The sequence below is a fragment of the Actinoplanes sp. NPDC026670 genome, assembly GCF_040638175.1.
GTDB lineage: Bacteria > Actinomycetota > Actinomycetes > Mycobacteriales > Micromonosporaceae > Actinoplanes.
Genome location: NZ_JBEZXU010000019.1, coordinates 56,036 through 72,534, shown reverse-complemented (window position 1 = coordinate 72,534; position 16,499 = coordinate 56,036). Strand labels below are relative to the sequence as shown.

The following is a 16,499-nucleotide window of genomic DNA, read 5'->3' as shown; positions in this document are numbered from 1 at the left end:
CGCTTCAACGGCCGGTCACTCGACGGTGACCGACTTGGCCAGGTTGCGGGGCTGGTCGACGTCGTAACCGCGGGCCGAGGCGATCTCGCAGGCGAGGATCTGCAACGGCACGGTGGTCATCAGCGGGGCGAGCAGCGTCGGCGTGTGCGGCACGTAGATCAGGTGGTCGGCGAACTGCCGGACGTCCTCGTCGCCCTCCTCGGCGATCACGATGGTGCGGGCGCCGCGGGCGCGTACCTCCTGGATGTTGGAGACGACCTTGTCCCGCATCACGCCGCGGCCCTGCGGGGACGGCACCACGCAGACCACCGGGGTGCCCTTGTCGATCAGGGCGATCGGGCCGTGCTTGAGCTCGCCGGCGGCGAAGCCCTCGGCGTGGATGTAGGCGAGCTCCTTGAGTTTGAGCGCGCCCTCCAGCGCCACCGGGAAGCCGACGTGCCGGCCGATGAAGAGCATCGTCGAGGCGGTCTTGAGGTCGCGGCCCAGGGCACGCACCTCTTCCATCCGGCCGAGCAGGTCACGCAGGTTGTCCGGGGTCCGGCGCAGGCGCGACACCACGGCGGCGACCTCGTCGGCATACATCACGCCGCGGATCTGGGCCAGGTGCAGGCCGATCAGGTAGCAGGCGACCAGCATGGTGAGGAACGCCTTGGTGGAGGCCACCGCGATCTCCGGGCCGCCGTGCGTGTAGAGGACGGCGTCCGACTCGCGCGGGATGGTGGAGCCGTTGGTGTTGCAGATGGCGAGAACCCGGGCCTTCTGCTCCTTGGCGTGCCGGATCGCCATCAGGGTGTCCATCGTCTCGCCGGACTGGCTGATCGCGATGACCAGGGTGGACCGGTCCAGGATCGGGTCGCGGTAGCGGAACTCGCTGGCCAGCTCCACCTCGCACGGGATGCGTACCCAGTGCTCGATGGCGTATTTGGCGACCATGCCGGCGTGGTAGGCGGTGCCGCAGGCGACGATGAACACCTTGTCGACGTCACGCAGGTCCTGGTCGGTGAGACGGACCTCGTCCAGGATGATCTCGCCGCGCTCGGAGAGCCGGCCCAGCAGCGTCTCGGCGATCGCCTGCGGCTGCTCGGCGATCTCCTTGAGCATGAAGTACTCGTAGCCGCCCTTCTCCGCGGCCGAGGCGTCCCAGTCGATGTGGAACTCGGTGCCGGTGGCCGGCGAGCCGTCGAAGCCGGTGATCTCGATGCCGGCCGGGGTGATCAGGACGACCTGGTCCTGGCCCAGCTCGATCGCCTCGCGGGTGTGCTCGATGAACGCGGAGACGTCACTGGCCAGGAAGTTCTCCCCGTTGCCGCGGCCGACCACGAGCGGTGAGTTGCGCCGGGCGGCGACCACCGCGTCGGGCACCTCGACGTCGACGGCGAGCAGGGTGAACGCGCCTTCGAGCCGGTTGGCGACACGGCGCATGCCCTCGGCGAGCAGGGCCGGGCCGTCCGCGGCGCCGGACTCGCGCAGCTTGCGCATCTCGGCGGCGAGCAGGTGGGCCGCGCACTCGGTGTCGGTGTCGCTGCGGAACTCGACGCCGGTCGCCTCGAGCTCGACGCGCAGGCGGGCGAAGTTCTCGATGATGCCGTTGTGGATGACGGCGACCCGGCCGTCGGCGGAGACGTGCGGGTGGGCGTTACGGTCGGTGGGGCCGCCGTGGGTGGCCCAGCGGGTGTGGCCGATGCCGGTGACGCCGGCCTCGATGCCGTCGCCGGCCCGTTCGGCCAGCGCCTTCTCCAGGTTGGCGAGCTTGCCTGCCTTCTTCTCGGTCTTGAGGCCGCCGTCGATGATGGCGACGCCCGCGGAGTCGTAACCGCGGTATTCAAGTCGGCGGAGCCCATCGATGACGATACTCAATGCCGGACGATTACCTACGTAACCCACGATCCCACACATGACGGGCAGCCTAACCGACTTTCGCTCACCAGTCATGCTCGCGAGGCCCGCTTATGAGCATCATATGTGATCGGAACCTTAGTCGAGCCAGGTCGTCGCCTCTGTCGGCCGTACGGGTGGTTGAACCTCGCCGTGCGGCGCTGGCGTACCGTCGGAAGACGGTGCCCCACCGGGAGGAAAGATGAGCGATCCGAACGAGCCGCGGCAGCCACCACGCCCACCGCATTTCACGCCGCCGCCCGACTACCCCCCGACCGCTCAGTTCCCGCCGGTCGGCTCCGATCCCGGCTATGCGCAGCCGCCGCCCTACGACCCGAACAGCGGCTACCCGCCGCAGCCCGGCTATCCCCCGCAGCCGGGCTATCCGCCGCAGCCCGGCTACGGCCGGCCGCCGCGCCGTAGCAAGGCGCCGCTGATCGCCCTGGTCCTGGCCATCACGCTGCTGCTCTGCGGCGGTGTGGTGACCGCGTCGGTGATCCTGGTCAACCGGGCCGTCGACAAGGTCGAGGAGGTCACCGACGAGGCCAAGAAGGCTGCCGAGCCGATCACCGACCCGACCTTCCCCGATCTGCTGCCCTCCGGCGTGCCGGACTTCCCGGCGCTGCCCGACCTCCCGGCGCTGCCCACCGACATTCCGGGCCTCGGCGAGGGCAAGGAGATCTCGGTGACGTATGAGGTGAGCGGCGACGGTCCGGCCGAGATCTTCTACATGGAGAAGCTGGACGGCACGCCCAAGCGGGTCGGCAACGTCAAGCTGCCGTGGAAGATCACGACCACGATGAAGAACCCGTCGGTGATCTCGGTCATCGCGATCCGATCCAGCGTCGACCCGGGTTCGATCAGCTGCCGGGCCACCGTCGACGGCAAGGCGGTCGCCGAGCACACCGCCGAGGGCGGCCTGGCCACGGCCAACTGCTACGACCTCGTCCTCTACTGATCACACGGCAGCCCAGGGAGCACGGTGACCACCTCGACCCCGGCGGATCCGCTCGTCGAACGGATGCGCCCGTTCGGCACGACGATCTTCACCGAGATGTCGGCGCTCGCGGTCCGGACCGGGGCGGTCAACCTCGGACAGGGCTTCCCCGACACCGACGGGCCGCCGGAGATGCTCGCCGCGGCCGCCGAGGCGCTGGCGAGCGGGGCCAATCAGTACCCTCCGCTGGCCGGCATCCCCGCCTTGCGGCACGCGATCGCCGCCCACGAGCAGCGGTTCTGGAGCCTCGACCGGGATCCCGACGGGGAGGTCGTGGTCACCGCCGGCGCAACCGAGGCGATTGCGGCGGCGATCCTGGCGCTCTGCGAGCCGGGCGACGAGGTGGTGTGCTTCGAGCCGTACTACGACTCGTACGCCGCCTCGATCACGCTGGCCGGGGCGGTCCGGCGGCCGGTGACGCTGCGGCCGGAGATGGGCGGGCGGTACGAGTTCGACGAGGCGGCGCTGCGGGCGGCGTTCGGGCCGCGCACCCGGCTGGTTCTGCTCAACACCCCGCACAACCCGACCGGCAAGGTCTTCTCGGTCGACGAACTGGCGCTGATCGCCGAGCTCTGCCAGGAGTACGACGCGTTCGCCGTCACCGACGAGGTCTACGAGCACCTGGTCTTCGAAGGCGAGCACGTCCCGCTCGCGACCATGCCCGGGATGCGGGAACGCACGCTGCGCATCTCGTCGGCGGGCAAGACCTTCTCCTGCACCGGGTGGAAGGTCGGCTGGGCCACCGGGCCCGCGCGACTGGTCTCCGCGGTGCAGCGGGTCAAGCAGTTCCTGACGTTCGTGAACGCCTCGCCGTTGCAGCCGGCCGTGGCGGTCGCGCTGGGGCTCCCTGACGCGTATTTCACCGAGTTCAACGCCAGGATGCGAGCGAACCGGGATCATCTGACGGCCGGACTGCGCGAGGCCGGGTTCGGCGTGTTCCCGTCCTACGGAACGTATTTCGTGACCGCCGACATCCGCCCGCTGGGCGGGACCGACGGCGTCGAGTTCTGCCGTTCGCTGCCCGCCCGCTCCGGCGTGGTGGCGGTGCCGACCCAGGTCTTCTATGACCATCAGGACGCGGGCCGGCACCTCATCCGCTTCGCCTTCTGCAAACGCCCCGACGTGATCGACGAGGCGGTGCGCAGGCTCAAGAGCTAGGCCGGGCTGGCCGATCGCACCTCGTCGGCGATCCGCTCGGCCACGGCACGGGCCTGGTCCTCGGTGGCGGCCTCGACCATCACCCGGACCAGCGGCTCGGTGCCGGACGGCCGCAGCAGCACCCGGCCGGTCTCACCGAGCTCGTTCTCGGCGAGCGCGACGGCGGCCTGCACGGTCGGGGCGGAGGCGCCCGCGTCCCGGTTGCCGACCTTCACGTTGATCAGCACCTGCGGCAGTTTGTGCACCACGGCGGCCAGGTCGGCGAGCGACTTGCCGGACGCAGCGATCTGTGACATCAGGTGCAGGCCGGTGAGCACGCCGTCGCCGGTGGTGGCGAAGGCCGGCATCACGATGTGGCCGCTCTGTTCGCCGCCGAGGGCGAGGCCGCCGTTCTGCAGCTCCTCCAGCACGTACCGGTCGCCGACCTTGGTCTCCAGCAGCCGGATGCCTGATTGCTTCATGGCGATGCGCAGCCCCAGGTTGCTCATCACGGTGGCGACCAGGGTGTCGTCGGTGAGGGTGCCGGCGTCGCGCATGGCCAGCGCCAGGATGGCCATGATCTGGTCGCCGTCGACGACCTCACCGGCGGCGGTGACGACCAGGCAACGGTCGGCGTCGCCGTCGTGGGCGATGCCGAGGTCGGCGCCCTCCCGGAGGACCGCCTCCCGGAGCGAGTCGAGGTGGGTGGAGCCGCAGTCCAGGTTGATGTTGAGCCCGTCCGGCTCGGCGTGGATGGCGATCACCTCGGCGCCGGCTTCCCGGTACGCCACCGGCCCGACCTCGCTGGCCGCCCCGTTCGCGCAGTCGACCACGACCTTGAGCCCGGCGAGCGGGTGCGGGATCGACTCGACCAGGTGCTTGATGTAGTACTCGGCGCCGTCGAGCAGGTCGTTGACCCGGCCGATCCCGGCGCCGGTGGGGCGGCCGACCAGCCCGTGGCCGTCCTCGATCGCCTTCTCGATGCGCTCTTCGAGCTCGTCCGGCAGTTTGGTGCCGCCGGCCGCGAACAGCTTGATCCCGTTGTCGGGCATCGGGTTGTGCGACGCGGAGATCATCACGCCGAGGTCGGCGTTGGTCTGCCCGACGAGGTAGGCGACGGCCGGTGTGGGCAGCACCCCGACTCGGACCACGTTGGCTCCGGCACTGGCCAGCCCTGCGACGACGGCGGCTTCGAGCATCTCGCCGCTGGCCCGGGGGTCACGCCCCACTATGGCGAGGGGCGGATGGCTGCCGTCCGTTTCGACCAGCACCCGGGCCGCCGCGACGGCGACCGAGAGGGCCAGTTCCGGAGTGAGCAGCTCGCCGTTCGCGAGGCCGCGAACGCCGTCCGTGCCGAAGAGTCGCCCCATGGCGGCTTCCTTTCACCGGTGATAGCGACCTCAAGCCTGCATCACTGTTCGGCTGGTCACGAGTACCGGAACGGCTAGTTGGGGAGGGAGTCGAACCTAAACATCGACGGCCGAGCACGTCCCTTGAGAAAAGGGGCGTACTCGGCCGTCGATACGGACCGAGGCGCAAAAATCAGCGCTTCGAGTACTGCGGAGCCTTACGGGCCTTCTTGAGACCGTACTTCTTGCTCTCCTTGACCCGAGCGTCACGGGTCAGGAAGCCGGCCTTCTTCAGGGCGGGGCGGTCGTCCGGGTCGCTCTCGATGAGGGCGCGGGCGATCGCGAGGCGGAGGGCGCCGGCCTGGCCGGTGATGCCACCACCACGGAGGTTCGCGATCACGTCGAACTGCTCGGTCCGCTCAGCGGTGACGAGCGGCTCGCGGATGAGCTGCTGGTTGACCTTGCTCGGGAAGTAGTTCTCGAGGTCACGGCCGTTGCAGGTGATCTTGCCGTTGCCGGGCACGAGACGCACCCGGACGATGGCCTCCTTGCGGCGGCCGACGGTCTGGATCGGACGTCCACCCGGACGGACGACGCGGGCCGGCGCGGGAGTCTCGACGACGACGACCGTCTCAGCGGGCTCCTCGACGGTCTCGACGACGGCCTCGACGGTCTCGGTCTCGGCCTCGACGACCTCGGGCTCGATGATGTCGGACATGCTGCTGCCTTCTCCCGCGCTCACTGCGCGATCTGCTTGATTTCGAACGGCTGGGGCTGCTGAGCGGCGTGCGGGTGCTCAGCGCCCGGGTAGACCTTCAGCTTCTTGATGATCTGCCGCGCGAGCTTGTTGTGCGGGAGCATGCCCTTGACGGCCAGCTCGATCGCCTTCTCGGGGCGCTTGGTGAGCAGCTCCTCGTAGCCGACCTGCTTCAGACCACCCGGGTAGCCGGAGTGGCGGTAGGCGACCTTGGTCTGCCGCTTGTTGCCGGTCAGGGCGACCTTGCCGGCGTTGATGATCACTACGAAGTCGCCGGTGTCGACGTGCGGCGCGAACGTCGGCTTGTGCTTGCCACGCAGGAGGTTCGCGGTGTGGGTGGCCAGGCGACCCAGAACGACGTCAGAAGCGTCGATAATGTGCCACTGACGCTCGATTTCACCCGGCTTCGGGCTGTACGTACGCACAGAATTACCTTGTCTCGTCGTCGGTCTGAGGGTGCGCGCTGGCCGCATCGAGCAGATGCGTCAAGCAACCCCGCAGAGGGACCACTCGCATCAGTCGCACAACAGCAGGCAACGATACCCGGCTGCGCGGCGCGTGGTCAAAACAGGCAGTGTTCAGGGCATAAAACATCCGGCGAAGGTTCTGGTTGCAAACCCTCAGCCCGATGAACTCCAAACGAGCCCAGCATACTCCGCGCGGCGTGCGACCTCACAGCGGGTCGCACGCGGCACATCGGTCCGACTTAGCAGGCTCGAAACAAATGGGACGCTCGTAGGAAATTCCACCCCGGCACGCTTCGGTGCATGGCCATCGGTGCGGAGCTCACAACGACGCGGCCCGGCATTGGCCGATGCCGCGCCTCGTGGCGCACCATGGAGAGACCGCCGTCAGGGTTGAGGACGGACCTGGCGGTGTTCACCGAGCCGGCTCGCCGGTTCGGTGAAGAGGAGTCGCGGCGTGCCCCGGACGGAGGCATGGCGAGGAACGCAAGCGTGACGTGGGAGCGGGTCTACGCTGAGGACGGCGGGCTTCGAGCGTGCCCTTCGGTGGACCGTTCGGCCACGCCGCGACTTCTCGACCCGGGGATCGGATGACCGACCGGACCCCGGGCGCCCGACGGGCGGTTCTGACGGCGGCCGCCCTGGCGGAGCCGGCTGCCGCGTTGTCCGGTTACACCATCGGTGTCACTGCCGACCGTCGCAAGGACGAGCTGGCCACCCTCCTGGAGGCGCGCGGCGCCCGGGTGGTGCTGGCCCCGGCCCTGCGGATCGTCCCGATCTCCGACGACGCCGAGCTACGCGCCGCCACCCGTGCCTGTCTCGACACCCCGCCCGACATCGTGCTGGTCAACACCGGTATCGGCATGCGCGGCTGGCTGGAGGCGGCGGAGAACTGGGGTCTCGGCGAGCCGTTGCGCGCCATCCTCACCCGGGCCTACCTGGTGGCCCGCGGGCCCAAGGCGCGGGCCGCGGTCCGCGCGGCCGGGCTGCACGACCAGTGGTCCCCCGAGGGTGAGGGCTACGAGGAGGTCGTCGAGCACCTGACCGCCCGCGGCGTGGCCGGCCTGACCGTCGCCATGCAACTGCACGGGGAGAGCCAGCCGGAGTACACCGAGGCCCTGGAGTCGGCCGGCGCCCGGGTCATCGAGCTGCCGGTCTACCGCTGGGCACCGCCGACCGATCCGGCGCCGCTGCACCGGCTGACCGATCTGATCATGGGGCGCCTGGTCGACGCCGTGACGTTCACCTCAGCCGCCGCCGTGCAGGCCGTCCTGCGTGCGGCCGGACCGGGGACGGACACTCTGCTGGAGGCCTTCCGCGACGACGTGATGGCCGCGTGTGTGGGACCGGTCACCTCGGCGCCCCTGCGCCGCCACGGCATACCGGTGGCCACTCCCGGCCGGGCCCGGCTGAGCGCGCTGGTTCGTACCATCGTGGATGAATTGCCGAAACGGGCCGTGACGCTTCAGGTGTCCGGACACTCGATCACCCTCCGCGGCCATGCCGCGGTGGTCGACGGCGAGTTGCACCCGCTGGCGCCGGCCCCGATGGCGGTCCTCCGGGCGCTCGCCAACTCCCCAGGCCGGGTCCTGTCCCGTGCCGCTCTCCTCCAGGCCCTGCCACGTGGCGCCGACGAGCACGCCGTCGAGATGGCGGTGGCCCGGCTCCGGGCCGGTCTGGCCGTGCCCGGAGTCGTCCAGACCGTCGTGAAACGCGGTTACCGGATCCCGTCCTGACGGACGGGACCCGGCCCGGACGGATCAGCCGACCGGCGTGGCCCGCTCGTGCTCGGCCACCAGAGTCGCCATCGCGTGCTCGACCACGCTGATCAGCACCGACTTCACCGAATCCCGGTGGCGGGCGTCACACATGACGAGCGGCACCCGGGCCGGGATGGCCAGCGCCTCACGGACCTCCTCCGGCTCGTAGCGGGGCGCGCCGTCGAAGCAGTTGACCGCGACGAGGTACGGCAGATGCCGGTTCTCGAAGTAGTCGAGGGGCGCGAACGCATCGGTGAGCCGGCGGGTGTCGACCAGCACCGCCGCGCCGACCGCACCACGGATCAGCTCGTCCCACATGAACCAGAACCGGGTCTGCCCGGGCGTGCCGAACAGGTAGAGGATCAGGTCCTCGGCCATGGTGATCCGGCCGAAGTCCATGGCGACGGTGGTGCTGCCCTTCTCGGGCACCTTGGAGGCGTCGTCGATCCCTTGGCCGGCCACCGTCATCACCGCTTCGGTGGTGAGTGGCTCGATCTCGGAGACCGCCCCGACGAGAGTCGTCTTACCCACGCCGAAACCACCCGCGACCACGATCTTCGCGGAGGTGATCTCGGCGGGATTCGGCCGCGGCCGCTCCTCAGAGCTTGCGAAGTCCACCCAACACCCTTCCCAGCAGGTCCATCCGCTCCGTGAAGCCGGTCTTGGGAGCGGCACTGTGCAGCTGTAGCAATCCGTCGGCGACCATGTCGGCGACGAGCACCCGGGTCACCCCCAGTGGCAACCGGGTGTGCGCCGCGAGCTCGGCCAGCGAAATCGCTTTCGGCTCACACAGCACGGCTATGCGGTACTTGTCGTGTCCGGCGAACCGTGCCTCCTGCACGGCCGGCGGACTCGCGAACAGGAGCGCCTCGATCGGGATGTCCCGGCTCGGTTCGGTCCGGCCGCGCGTGACCGCATACGGCCGCACCAGGTTGCCCCGGGGATCATGCGGCTGTGTCATGTCGCGGTCACCTCGTCTCCGCCAGGGCGATCAACCCCGGCGACTAGTGGCTGACGGCCTCGCGCGCCGCTGGCGACAGGGCCGCGCCGACGCGCTCCACCAGCAGGGCCATCTCGTAGCCGACCTGACCGACATCGCAGCTGCGCGCCGCCAGGACTGCCATCGATGAACCGTCGCTGATGGACATCAGGAAAAGATAGCCGCTGTCCATTTCGATGATGGTCTGTTGCACCGCGCCTGCGTTGAACATCCGGGACGCGCCGTCCGTGAGACTGACCACGCCGGAGGTGATGGCGGCGAGCTGGTCGGCACGATCGCCTGGCAGATCCCGGGACGAGGCCAGCAGCAGCCCGTCGGCGGAGACCGCGATCACGTGCGCGATGCCTGCGACGCTGTCCGCGAAGTTGCTGAGCAGCCAGCCCATGTCGTGCATGGTGGGGGGCCTGGTCACTGTTCGTTCTCCTTAGGAGCCTGTGGTACCGCGGCGGCGGTCTCGGCAACGCCGTCCGTCCGCCCTCGTTGCACTCCTCTGTGATACGCGGAAAGTAGCCCGCGGACCTCATCCGGACTGCGCCGCTGTTGCGCCCGCGGGGTGGCCTCCACCCCGCCGGGGACGAGCTGGGCCTGTGGGATCCGCTTGGGAAGCCCGGATCGGGTGGTGCCGGCGTCCTTGGGGTCGGACGCCGCCCTGGCGCGATGCCAGCCCTCGTCGGCCGCGGTCCGCCAGCGGTCGTCCCCGTTGGTCGGGCGCGGCTTCGGGGCCGGCTGTTCGGAAACGGTCAGCGGGGTCGGCGGTGGGGCATATCCCGCAGTCGGCATGCCATGCGCGTCGGCCTGCTCCTCCTCGCCCTCGAACCAGCTGTGCTGCATCTCCATCTGAATGGACGCAGGCGGCGCCGGGGCAGGCGGTGGGGGTGGTGGCGGTGGTGTCGCTTCGGCTGCGGGCACCGGGTCCACGGATTTCGGAACCCGCGTCGGCAACTTCGGCCGATTCGGCGTCGGGTTCAGATCCAATTCGGACATGGGTACGCCCAAAGTCGGCGCCCGCATCGGCGGCGCCGCCGGTGGTGGAGCGGTACGCACCACGGGCCGTGCCTCCGGGCTACGCGGGATCCCGATCGGCAACTGGGGCGGCGGTCCCGGCCGGGTCCAGCTGGCCGCCCGCGGTGGCAGCGGACTCGGCGCGCCGGGCATGACGATGATGTCGGCCGGCAGCGCCACCTCGGCGACGACACCGCCCTCCTGGCCGGCCCGCAGGTCGACCCGGATGCCGTGCCGGGACGCCAGCCGGCCGATCACCGCGATGCCCATCAGCCGGAACACCGAGGCGTCCACCTCGGCCGGCTCGCTGAGCTTGATGTTGAGCTGTTCCATCTGCTCTGCGGAGATGCCCAGGCCACGGTCCTCGATCCGGACCACGGCGTGCCCGCCGATGCGTCCGGCCTGGGCCATCACCACGGTGTCCGGCGCGGAGAAGCGGGTGGCGTTGTCGAGCAGCTCAGCGATCAGCCGGACCACGTCGTTGACGGCGGCCGAGGTGATCAGCACGTCGGTGTCGACGGTGCCGAACTCGATCCGGTGGTAGAGCTCGATCTCCGACTGGGCGGCCCGGAGCGCGTCGATCAGCAGCGCGTCCTCGCGGCGCGGGGTGCCGACCTCGGCGCCCGCCAGCACCAGCACGTTCTCGTCGTTTCGGCGCATCCGGGTGGCGAGGTGGTCGAGTTCGAAGAGGCGGGCCAGCCGCTTCGGGTCCTCCTCCATCCGCTCGATCTGGTCGAGCTCGCCGATCATCCGGTCGACCAGCGACTGACTGCGCCGGGCCAGGCTGAGGAACATGGTGGAGAGGCTGATCCGCAGGGCGGCCTGCTCGGCGGCGACCCGGATGGCCTCCCGGTGGACCATGTTGAACGCCTCGGCCACCTCGCCGAACTCGTCGCGGTCGGCGAGATCGATCGGGTCCCGGCTCTGCGCCACGATCCGGTCGACGCCGCCCTCACCGAGGCTCTCCACGTCCTGGAGCAGGCTGACCGCCTCGGGCAGGTCCCGGCTGGCCACCGCGAGGGCGCCCTCCCGCAGGCGGCGCACCGAGAGCAGCAGCGACCGGCCCAGGTAGACGGCGATCGTGACGGTCGCGATCAGGACCACCAGCACCGTGATGAACTCGACGGTGGCCAGGCGGGTGGTGGAGGTCCGCTCGTCCTCGGCGAGGGTGACGGCCTGTTCCTCGAGCTGCCGTTCCACCCCGCGGAACAGCACGATCATGTCGCCGAAGGCATCCGAGACCTCGGCCAGGTCGGCCGCTCCGTCACCGGTCAGGCGGGCGCTCAACTCGTCGGCGCGGGCGATCGCCGGATCGGCGAGCACCGAGTCGACCAGGGCGACCTGGTCACGGGTGCCCACCTCGCGCAGCTCGGCGACGGCCGAGGCTCGGGTGGCCTGCGCCGCGATCAGGGTCCGCTGCTGCTCGGCGTCGAGGCTGTTGGTGGCCCGGGCGATGTACGCCACCGCGGCCTGTTCGGTGGCGGCGCCCTCCAGCTCGGTGAAGGCGGCGACCGTACGCAGGCCGTCGGCGACCTCGCCGCGTTCGGCGATCTGGCTGAGCAGGTTCTCGTACCCGTTGAGGCCGGCCAGCACGGCGCCGTAACGCCGGGCCGCGTCGACCACCCCGGGGCCGCTGCGCCCGCCGACCGCGGCCCGCAGGTCGGTCAGGCTGTCCAGCTGCACCTCGATGGCGGTGAGGCGGGTCTCGACCCGTTCCGGGATCAGCACGATCGCGGCCCGGTCGGTACGGAACTCCTGCGCCTGCGCGTCGACCGCCTTGACCGCCTCGCGGAAACCGGTGACCGGCCCGTCCGGCGTGGCCAGGAACTCGACGGCGGCCATCCGCTCGTCGTGCAGCAGGCGGCTCAGGTTGGAGATGTCGGTGCCCAGCTCGGCGAGTTGCGCGACCCGCTCGGCGTCACTCGCCTCCTGGCCGACCTGGAGCAGCCGCATCGACGAGACACCGGCCACCGCGAGAAGGGGAAGGACCAGCATGCCGGCGAGCCGGCTCCGAAGTCGCGGCCGGCGTTGACTCCGCAGGCCACGTCGCGCAGCCAGGGGCGAGGATCCCGTGCTCACGACATCTCCTTCACGGTCGTCCCCGCTCCGCACCACGGCGGGAGGCGGCCCTTTCCGGGCCGCGGTCCGGCCCCGTCCGATGGCCGCAGCAAGGCCCGCGCCGTTTCCGGCACGGCGGCGATTTCATCAGAACGCCGGGCCTTTTGGGAAGTCTGGATCCTCCTGTAAAAGGCTCCGCTGTCCAGGTGATAAGTGCGCGCGACTTCACTCGGCGTCAACTCGCCCGGTGTTGACGTGCGCGAATACCTCACGCACGACCGTCCGTGAGGTCGTGATCACCGGACACCATCAGAATTCCAACCACTATGTGGGAGTTCTGTCCCGCGACCTCGATGAACACGTTGACAAGGTTTGGCGTGACAGGACGGACTCGTTGTCCGTGCGCGACAGTGTCCACTCTGGACTCAACATCTGGCAAGTCGCTCCGGAGTTGCCCGGAAGTCACCGTAAGTCACCGATTTTTGATCGATGAACGTCGATCATAGACGTACGCGACTTTAGGCTGCCTTAAGAAGGCCACCCCGGACTGGCGCATCATGCGGAACATTCCGTAACGTGCCCACCATGGCATTTCGGAGCTGGCTGAAGCTGCTGGCCGCCACCACCACGGCGGCCGCGGTTGTCGGGGCCGGTCAACTCGGCATCGCCTACGGGCTGGGCATGGTGCGGCTCGACCAGACTTTGGAACTCACTCAGCGTGACCAATGGACAGCGCAACTGGCCTGGGTCGCCTGGATCACGATGACCGCCGCCGCAATCGGTGCCGTGGTCGCGACCGGTCTGCGCCCCCGCTGGTCACCGCGCCCGGTGAGCGGCGGCGGCGCCCTCGCGATGGGCCTGGCGGCTGGTCTCGGCGCCCTCGCGGTGCTGCCGCTGACCATGCAGCCGGCCCGCGCAGCCCAGGTCGCCGGCGTGCAGCCGGTCCTGGTCATCGGCATCTGCGCCGGCCTGGGCGCGGCCACCGGCATCTTCGCCGGCTACGCGACCGCGGCCCGTGCCGTCGCCCGCTGGAGCGTCGCCACCCTGACCGTCGCCGTCTGGTTCGTCGCCCTGATCTCGGTGGCGCCGTCCCTGCTGCCCGGCCGCACCCAGGACGCCGCCCGCCTCGGCGTGCTCGAAGGCGACCTCATCCCCGGCGCGGTCGTCGAGCGCACCCAGTTCGCCACCATGCCGGTCATCGCACTGCTCGCCGGCCTGATCGTCGGCTGGGTCGCCCGCGGCCGGAAGATGCCGACGCTCACCGTGGCCCTCAGCGGGCTCGCCGGCCCGGCTCTGCTGACCGTGGCGTACCTGATCGCCGGCCCGGCCGCGGGCGGCGGCTTCCACCTCGACCCCTACTGGGGCGCGATGACCGCAGCCGGCGCCGGAGTGCTCGGCTCGGTGCTGGCCGCCATCATCCGCAGCTCTCCCGAGCCGGCCCGCACCCCCGAGCCGGAGACCCCGGTCGCCGACAAGCCCGCCGACGCCAAGCCCGAGCCGGCGCCCGCCACCGCCTCCGGCCGCGCCACGCTGCCCCGCCGGGACGCGCCCGTGCAGTCCGCCATCGCGCAGGCCGCGGCTGCCGCGGCACGCCGCCCGGAGAACGAGCTGCGCCCCTCGGACACCGGCGTCCTCCCGGTGGCGGTCGCCGAACGCCCGCACCCGCTGCAGGACCTGAGCGCCTCGGCGACCTCCGGTTTCACCGCGCAGCCACAACCGGCGGCCGCTGGTTTCGCCGCGCCCCAGGCGGCAGCCGGTTTCGCCGTGCCCCAGCCGGCGGCAGCCGGTTTCGCCGCGCAATCGCAGTCGGCGGCCGCCGGTCACCCCCCGGCGACGCTGCCGCCGGGCGTCGCGCCGGCCGCCGTTTATCCCCCCGGGTCCTACGGCCCGACGGCGGAGCCACGTTTCTCCGGGCAACAGCAGCAGGCGCCCGCCAAGGCCGGCGGTGGTCTCCGACGCGGCTGGCGTACGCGTAAGTCCGCCCCCGAACCCCAGCCCGCCACACCGTCGCCGGCCCTGACCGGCGACACCGGCTCGTTCAACGGCTTCACCACGAGCCAGCCCGTCCCGCGAACCGGCATCGACACCGCCGAACACCCACGGGTGACACAGCGGGCCCCGCTGACCCCGGAGCCGACCCCGATCAGCGCCCCCCTGCCCCAGCCGACGCCGATCGCGCCGCCGCCCACCGCGCCCAGCCCGCAGGTCCGCAAGGAGGACGAATACGTCAACTGGGTCAACGGCCTAGGCGGCGCCTGACCCAGAAATCTCGAAGGCCCGGGCACACACGCGTCCGGGCCTTTCTAGTACCTCGTCCCGGCCGCCGCCTCTTCCGCCGTTCGCTGCGGGTCGTCACTCCCCACCCCGTCGCGTTGATAGCCGCCGGCGCCATCCCCGATCTTGCTGATGCAGGCAGACCTGGCATCGGCAGCGTCGACCAGCGCACACAATCCCCGAACGCGGGCTTCCGTCGTCGCCGGAGCAGAGGCAGGCGCACACGTTGAGCCGATCGCGCGCGTTCATCCACGCCCTGGCGACGACCAGGTCACGCACAACGCCAACGTGTGCTCCCGTCACCGCTTTGCCGAACCTCGAGCCGACCGGACGCAATCCGCTGCCACTTTCGTGGCACGCCCCGCGCCACATCGACGTTGCCGCCACTCTCTCCCTCGGTTGCATCGTCGTGAACTCCTGGCCAGAGCCCTGCCGCCTGAGTTTCGCCGCCGTAAAACATCCGCGAACATCGATGGAATGATGGAATCGGGAGGTACCGCGGAGCACCCAGAGAAGTGACGATGCTCGATGTCCGGGTTCATCCCCCCACCGAACATCGGGAGTCCGAACATGATCACCCGCATCGGCCGGTTCTTCTCCGGCCTGGCCCTGGTCCTGGCCCTCTCCGGGACCGCCCTCATCGCCCCCGCGGTCGTGTCGCCGACGTCGACCGACGCAGCTCAGGCGGCCGTCTACAGCACCTGCACGATCAGTCGCTGTTCGGCCGCGCGTACCGCTTTCACCGGCTGGCAGTCCCTCGGCTGGCCCACGTCGGCCGGCTGGTACTCCTGGCCCTACGGCAACTACAACTACACCGGCGGCCAGTTCTACAACCGCGAGGGCCAGCTCCCCACCGCCACGTACAGCGAATACGACGTCTATTCCCGCGCCCGCGGCGCTTCCCGGGACGCCTACCGCATCGTGGTCAACCGCAGCACCCGAGTCGCCTACTTCACCCCCGACCACTACGTGACCTTCTACAAGCTTTAAACCCCGTTTCTGGTACGCGCGGCGACCGTCCCCCGACGGCCGCCGCGCCCCGTTTCCGCCCGCGAATTCACACCCACCCGATCCGCGCAACCGCCTTGCAACCGCCTAGCACCACCCGGGCTCTCAGGCAGCGAAACCCTGAAAGTCACACGAAAAACCGCTCCCCGAACCATCAGCCGAGCCCCACCCCGACCGAACAATCTGGCGCAAGCAACGAGCACCCGCTCGGCCGATAAACGCAAACCCGCCGCAAGCCGGGGACGCAAAGCCACAGGGCCCACGAGGCCGGCTGGGCTACCGACCAAGGGGAGACACAGATATGCGCAACATGATCCAGCTGCTGGGCGGCGTCGCAGTCGCCGGAGTCGTCGCCGCGGGCAGCACCGCCTTCACCGCCGGCGCCGGCCTCGGGCTCACCGAGACCTCGACCGCCACCTCCAGCCGGTTCATCGGCGGCTCCGTGACTCAGACGGTATCCGGCGCACGGATCAACGGAATCACCTACGCGTACGCTAACGCGCCTTCGAACACCCAGGTCACCGGTGTAACGATCACCTTCAACGACGCCGCAGCCAACGGCAAAACCATCACCGTCGTTCCTGGCGGAGGCGCATACGGCGCCGCCACAGCGGACGAGTTCTACTGCCCCGCCATCGGATCGGCCACGGTCACCTGCATCACCGCGCTCAACAGCGACAACACCCACGCTGCGGCCAGCTACTACGCGGGCCTGACCAGCCTCGCGATCACAGTCTCCTAATGTAGGGCAAACCTCCGCCATGGGCTGGCATCCTCAATGAGAGCCGCTCTGGCCTGGGGGTCAAAATCGGACAAAC

The 16,499-nt window shown here is 70.1% G+C and carries 14 protein-coding genes and 1 riboswitch; of the genes, 6 read left to right on the top strand and 8 right to left on the bottom strand.

Features of this window, described 5'->3' with window-relative positions; all coding sequences use genetic code 11:
* Positions 1 to 15: 15 nt before the first annotated feature.
* Positions 16 to 1,896, bottom strand: a complete 1,881-nt coding sequence (glmS, locus tag AB0E94_RS20375; RefSeq protein WP_360328318.1) for a glutamine--fructose-6-phosphate transaminase (isomerizing) — start codon at positions 1,894 to 1,896, stop codon at positions 16 to 18.
* Between the two features lie 181 nt (positions 1,897 to 2,077).
* On the opposite strand from glmS, the gene AB0E94_RS20370 reads away from it, so the two are divergent.
* Both AB0E94_RS20370 and AB0E94_RS20365 read left to right on the top strand, forming a co-directional pair.
* Complete coding sequence (locus tag AB0E94_RS20370; protein ID WP_360328317.1) at positions 2,078 to 2,833, top strand: MmpS family transport accessory protein; 756 nt, start codon at positions 2,078 to 2,080, stop codon at positions 2,831 to 2,833.
* Between the two features lie 24 nt (positions 2,834 to 2,857).
* The gene (locus tag AB0E94_RS20365) at positions 2,858 to 4,030 is read left to right on the top strand and encodes a pyridoxal phosphate-dependent aminotransferase (RefSeq protein WP_360328315.1); all 1,173 of its coding nucleotides are present in this window, start codon (positions 2,858 to 2,860) and stop codon (positions 4,028 to 4,030) included.
* Here AB0E94_RS20365 and glmM read toward each other — a convergent pair.
* The 3 genes from glmM to rplM form a co-directional block, all read right to left on the bottom strand.
* Complete coding sequence (glmM, locus tag AB0E94_RS20360; protein WP_360328313.1) at positions 4,027 to 5,379, bottom strand: phosphoglucosamine mutase; 1,353 nt, start codon at positions 5,377 to 5,379, stop codon at positions 4,027 to 4,029. The two genes, AB0E94_RS20365 and glmM, sit on opposite strands and share 4 nt — an antisense overlap.
* Positions 5,380 to 5,551: 172 nt before the next feature.
* A complete protein-coding gene (rpsI, locus tag AB0E94_RS20355) occupies positions 5,552 to 6,076 on the bottom strand; it encodes a 30S ribosomal protein S9 (protein WP_360328311.1) in 525 nt (174 codons plus the stop codon).
* 20 nt (positions 6,077 to 6,096) lie between these two features.
* Positions 6,097 to 6,540 carry a 50S ribosomal protein L13 gene (gene rplM / locus AB0E94_RS20350; protein WP_014440773.1) on the bottom strand — a complete coding sequence of 148 codons (444 nt, stop codon included), beginning with the start codon at positions 6,538 to 6,540 and terminating at the stop codon, positions 6,097 to 6,099.
* A 629-nt stretch (positions 6,541 to 7,169) separates the two neighbouring features.
* Between rplM and AB0E94_RS20345 the strand changes: the two genes are divergently transcribed.
* Positions 7,170 to 8,315 (top strand): uroporphyrinogen-III synthase, encoded by a 1,146-nt coding sequence (locus AB0E94_RS20345; protein ID WP_360328310.1) that lies wholly within the window; start codon positions 7,170 to 7,172, stop codon positions 8,313 to 8,315.
* Positions 8,316 to 8,339: 24 nt separating this feature from the next.
* On the opposite strand, the gene AB0E94_RS20340 is transcribed toward AB0E94_RS20345, so the two are convergent.
* From AB0E94_RS20340 to AB0E94_RS20325, 4 genes are read right to left on the bottom strand one after another with little or no spacing between them, the layout of a single operon-like run.
* On the bottom strand, positions 8,340 to 8,957 hold the full coding sequence (locus AB0E94_RS20340; protein ID WP_360328308.1) for an ATP/GTP-binding protein: 618 nt from the start codon (positions 8,955 to 8,957) through the stop codon (positions 8,340 to 8,342).
* Entirely contained in the window at positions 8,938 to 9,300 is a 363-nt protein-coding gene (locus AB0E94_RS20335) for a DUF742 domain-containing protein (protein ID WP_360328306.1), read from the bottom strand. The genes AB0E94_RS20340 and AB0E94_RS20335 overlap by 20 nt, the downstream gene beginning before the upstream one ends.
* Positions 9,301 to 9,343: 43 nt before the next feature.
* On the bottom strand, positions 9,344 to 9,751 hold the full coding sequence (locus AB0E94_RS20330) for a roadblock/LC7 domain-containing protein (protein ID WP_317788663.1): 408 nt from the start codon (positions 9,749 to 9,751) through the stop codon (positions 9,344 to 9,346).
* Positions 9,748 to 12,336 carry a nitrate- and nitrite sensing domain-containing protein gene (locus AB0E94_RS20325; RefSeq protein ID WP_360328305.1) on the bottom strand — a complete coding sequence of 863 codons (2,589 nt, stop codon included), beginning with the start codon at positions 12,334 to 12,336 and terminating at the stop codon, positions 9,748 to 9,750. The genes AB0E94_RS20330 and AB0E94_RS20325 overlap by 4 nt, the downstream gene beginning before the upstream one ends.
* Before the next feature lie 648 nt (positions 12,337 to 12,984).
* Between AB0E94_RS20325 and AB0E94_RS20320 the strand changes: the two genes are divergently transcribed.
* The 3 genes from AB0E94_RS20320 (at position 12,985) to AB0E94_RS20310 (ending at position 16,423) form a co-directional block, all read left to right on the top strand.
* Positions 12,985 to 14,658 carry a hypothetical protein gene (locus AB0E94_RS20320; RefSeq protein ID WP_360328304.1) on the top strand — a complete coding sequence of 558 codons (1,674 nt, stop codon included), beginning with the start codon at positions 12,985 to 12,987 and terminating at the stop codon, positions 14,656 to 14,658.
* 585 nt (positions 14,659 to 15,243) lie between these two features.
* Positions 15,244 to 15,663, top strand: coding sequence for a ribonuclease domain-containing protein (locus AB0E94_RS20315; protein WP_317788666.1), 420 nt, complete (start codon positions 15,244 to 15,246; stop codon positions 15,661 to 15,663).
* A 227-nt stretch (positions 15,664 to 15,890) separates the two neighbouring features.
* Positions 15,891 to 15,965: riboswitch (cyclic di-GMP riboswitch) on the top strand.
* Between the two features lie 17 nt (positions 15,966 to 15,982).
* On the top strand, positions 15,983 to 16,423 hold the full coding sequence (locus AB0E94_RS20310; protein WP_360328302.1) for a hypothetical protein: 441 nt from the start codon (positions 15,983 to 15,985) through the stop codon (positions 16,421 to 16,423).
* Positions 16,424 to 16,499: the final 76 nt, after the last annotated feature.

Coding starts and splice junctions, on each gene's coding strand:
- glmS (WP_360328318.1), bottom strand. CDS start 1,896: ATGTGTGGGATCGTGGGTTACGTAGGTAATCGTCCGGCATTGAGTATC.
- AB0E94_RS20370 (WP_360328317.1), top strand. CDS start 2,078: ATGAGCGATCCGAACGAGCCGCGGCAGCCACCACGCCCACCGCATTTC.
- glmM (WP_360328313.1), bottom strand. CDS start 5,379: ATGGGGCGACTCTTCGGCACGGACGGCGTTCGCGGCCTCGCGAACGGC.
- rpsI (WP_360328311.1), bottom strand. CDS start 6,076: ATGTCCGACATCATCGAGCCCGAGGTCGTCGAGGCCGAGACCGAGACC.
- AB0E94_RS20345 (WP_360328310.1), top strand. CDS start 7,170: ATGACCGACCGGACCCCGGGCGCCCGACGGGCGGTTCTGACGGCGGCC.
- AB0E94_RS20335 (WP_360328306.1), bottom strand. CDS start 9,300: ATGACACAGCCGCATGATCCCCGGGGCAACCTGGTGCGGCCGTATGCG.
- AB0E94_RS20325 (WP_360328305.1), bottom strand. CDS start 12,336: ATGCTGGTCCTTCCCCTTCTCGCGGTGGCCGGTGTCTCGTCGATGCGG.
- AB0E94_RS20320 (WP_360328304.1), top strand. CDS start 12,985: ATGGCATTTCGGAGCTGGCTGAAGCTGCTGGCCGCCACCACCACGGCG.
- AB0E94_RS20315 (WP_317788666.1), top strand. CDS start 15,244: ATGATCACCCGCATCGGCCGGTTCTTCTCCGGCCTGGCCCTGGTCCTG.
- AB0E94_RS20310 (WP_360328302.1), top strand. CDS start 15,983: ATGCGCAACATGATCCAGCTGCTGGGCGGCGTCGCAGTCGCCGGAGTC.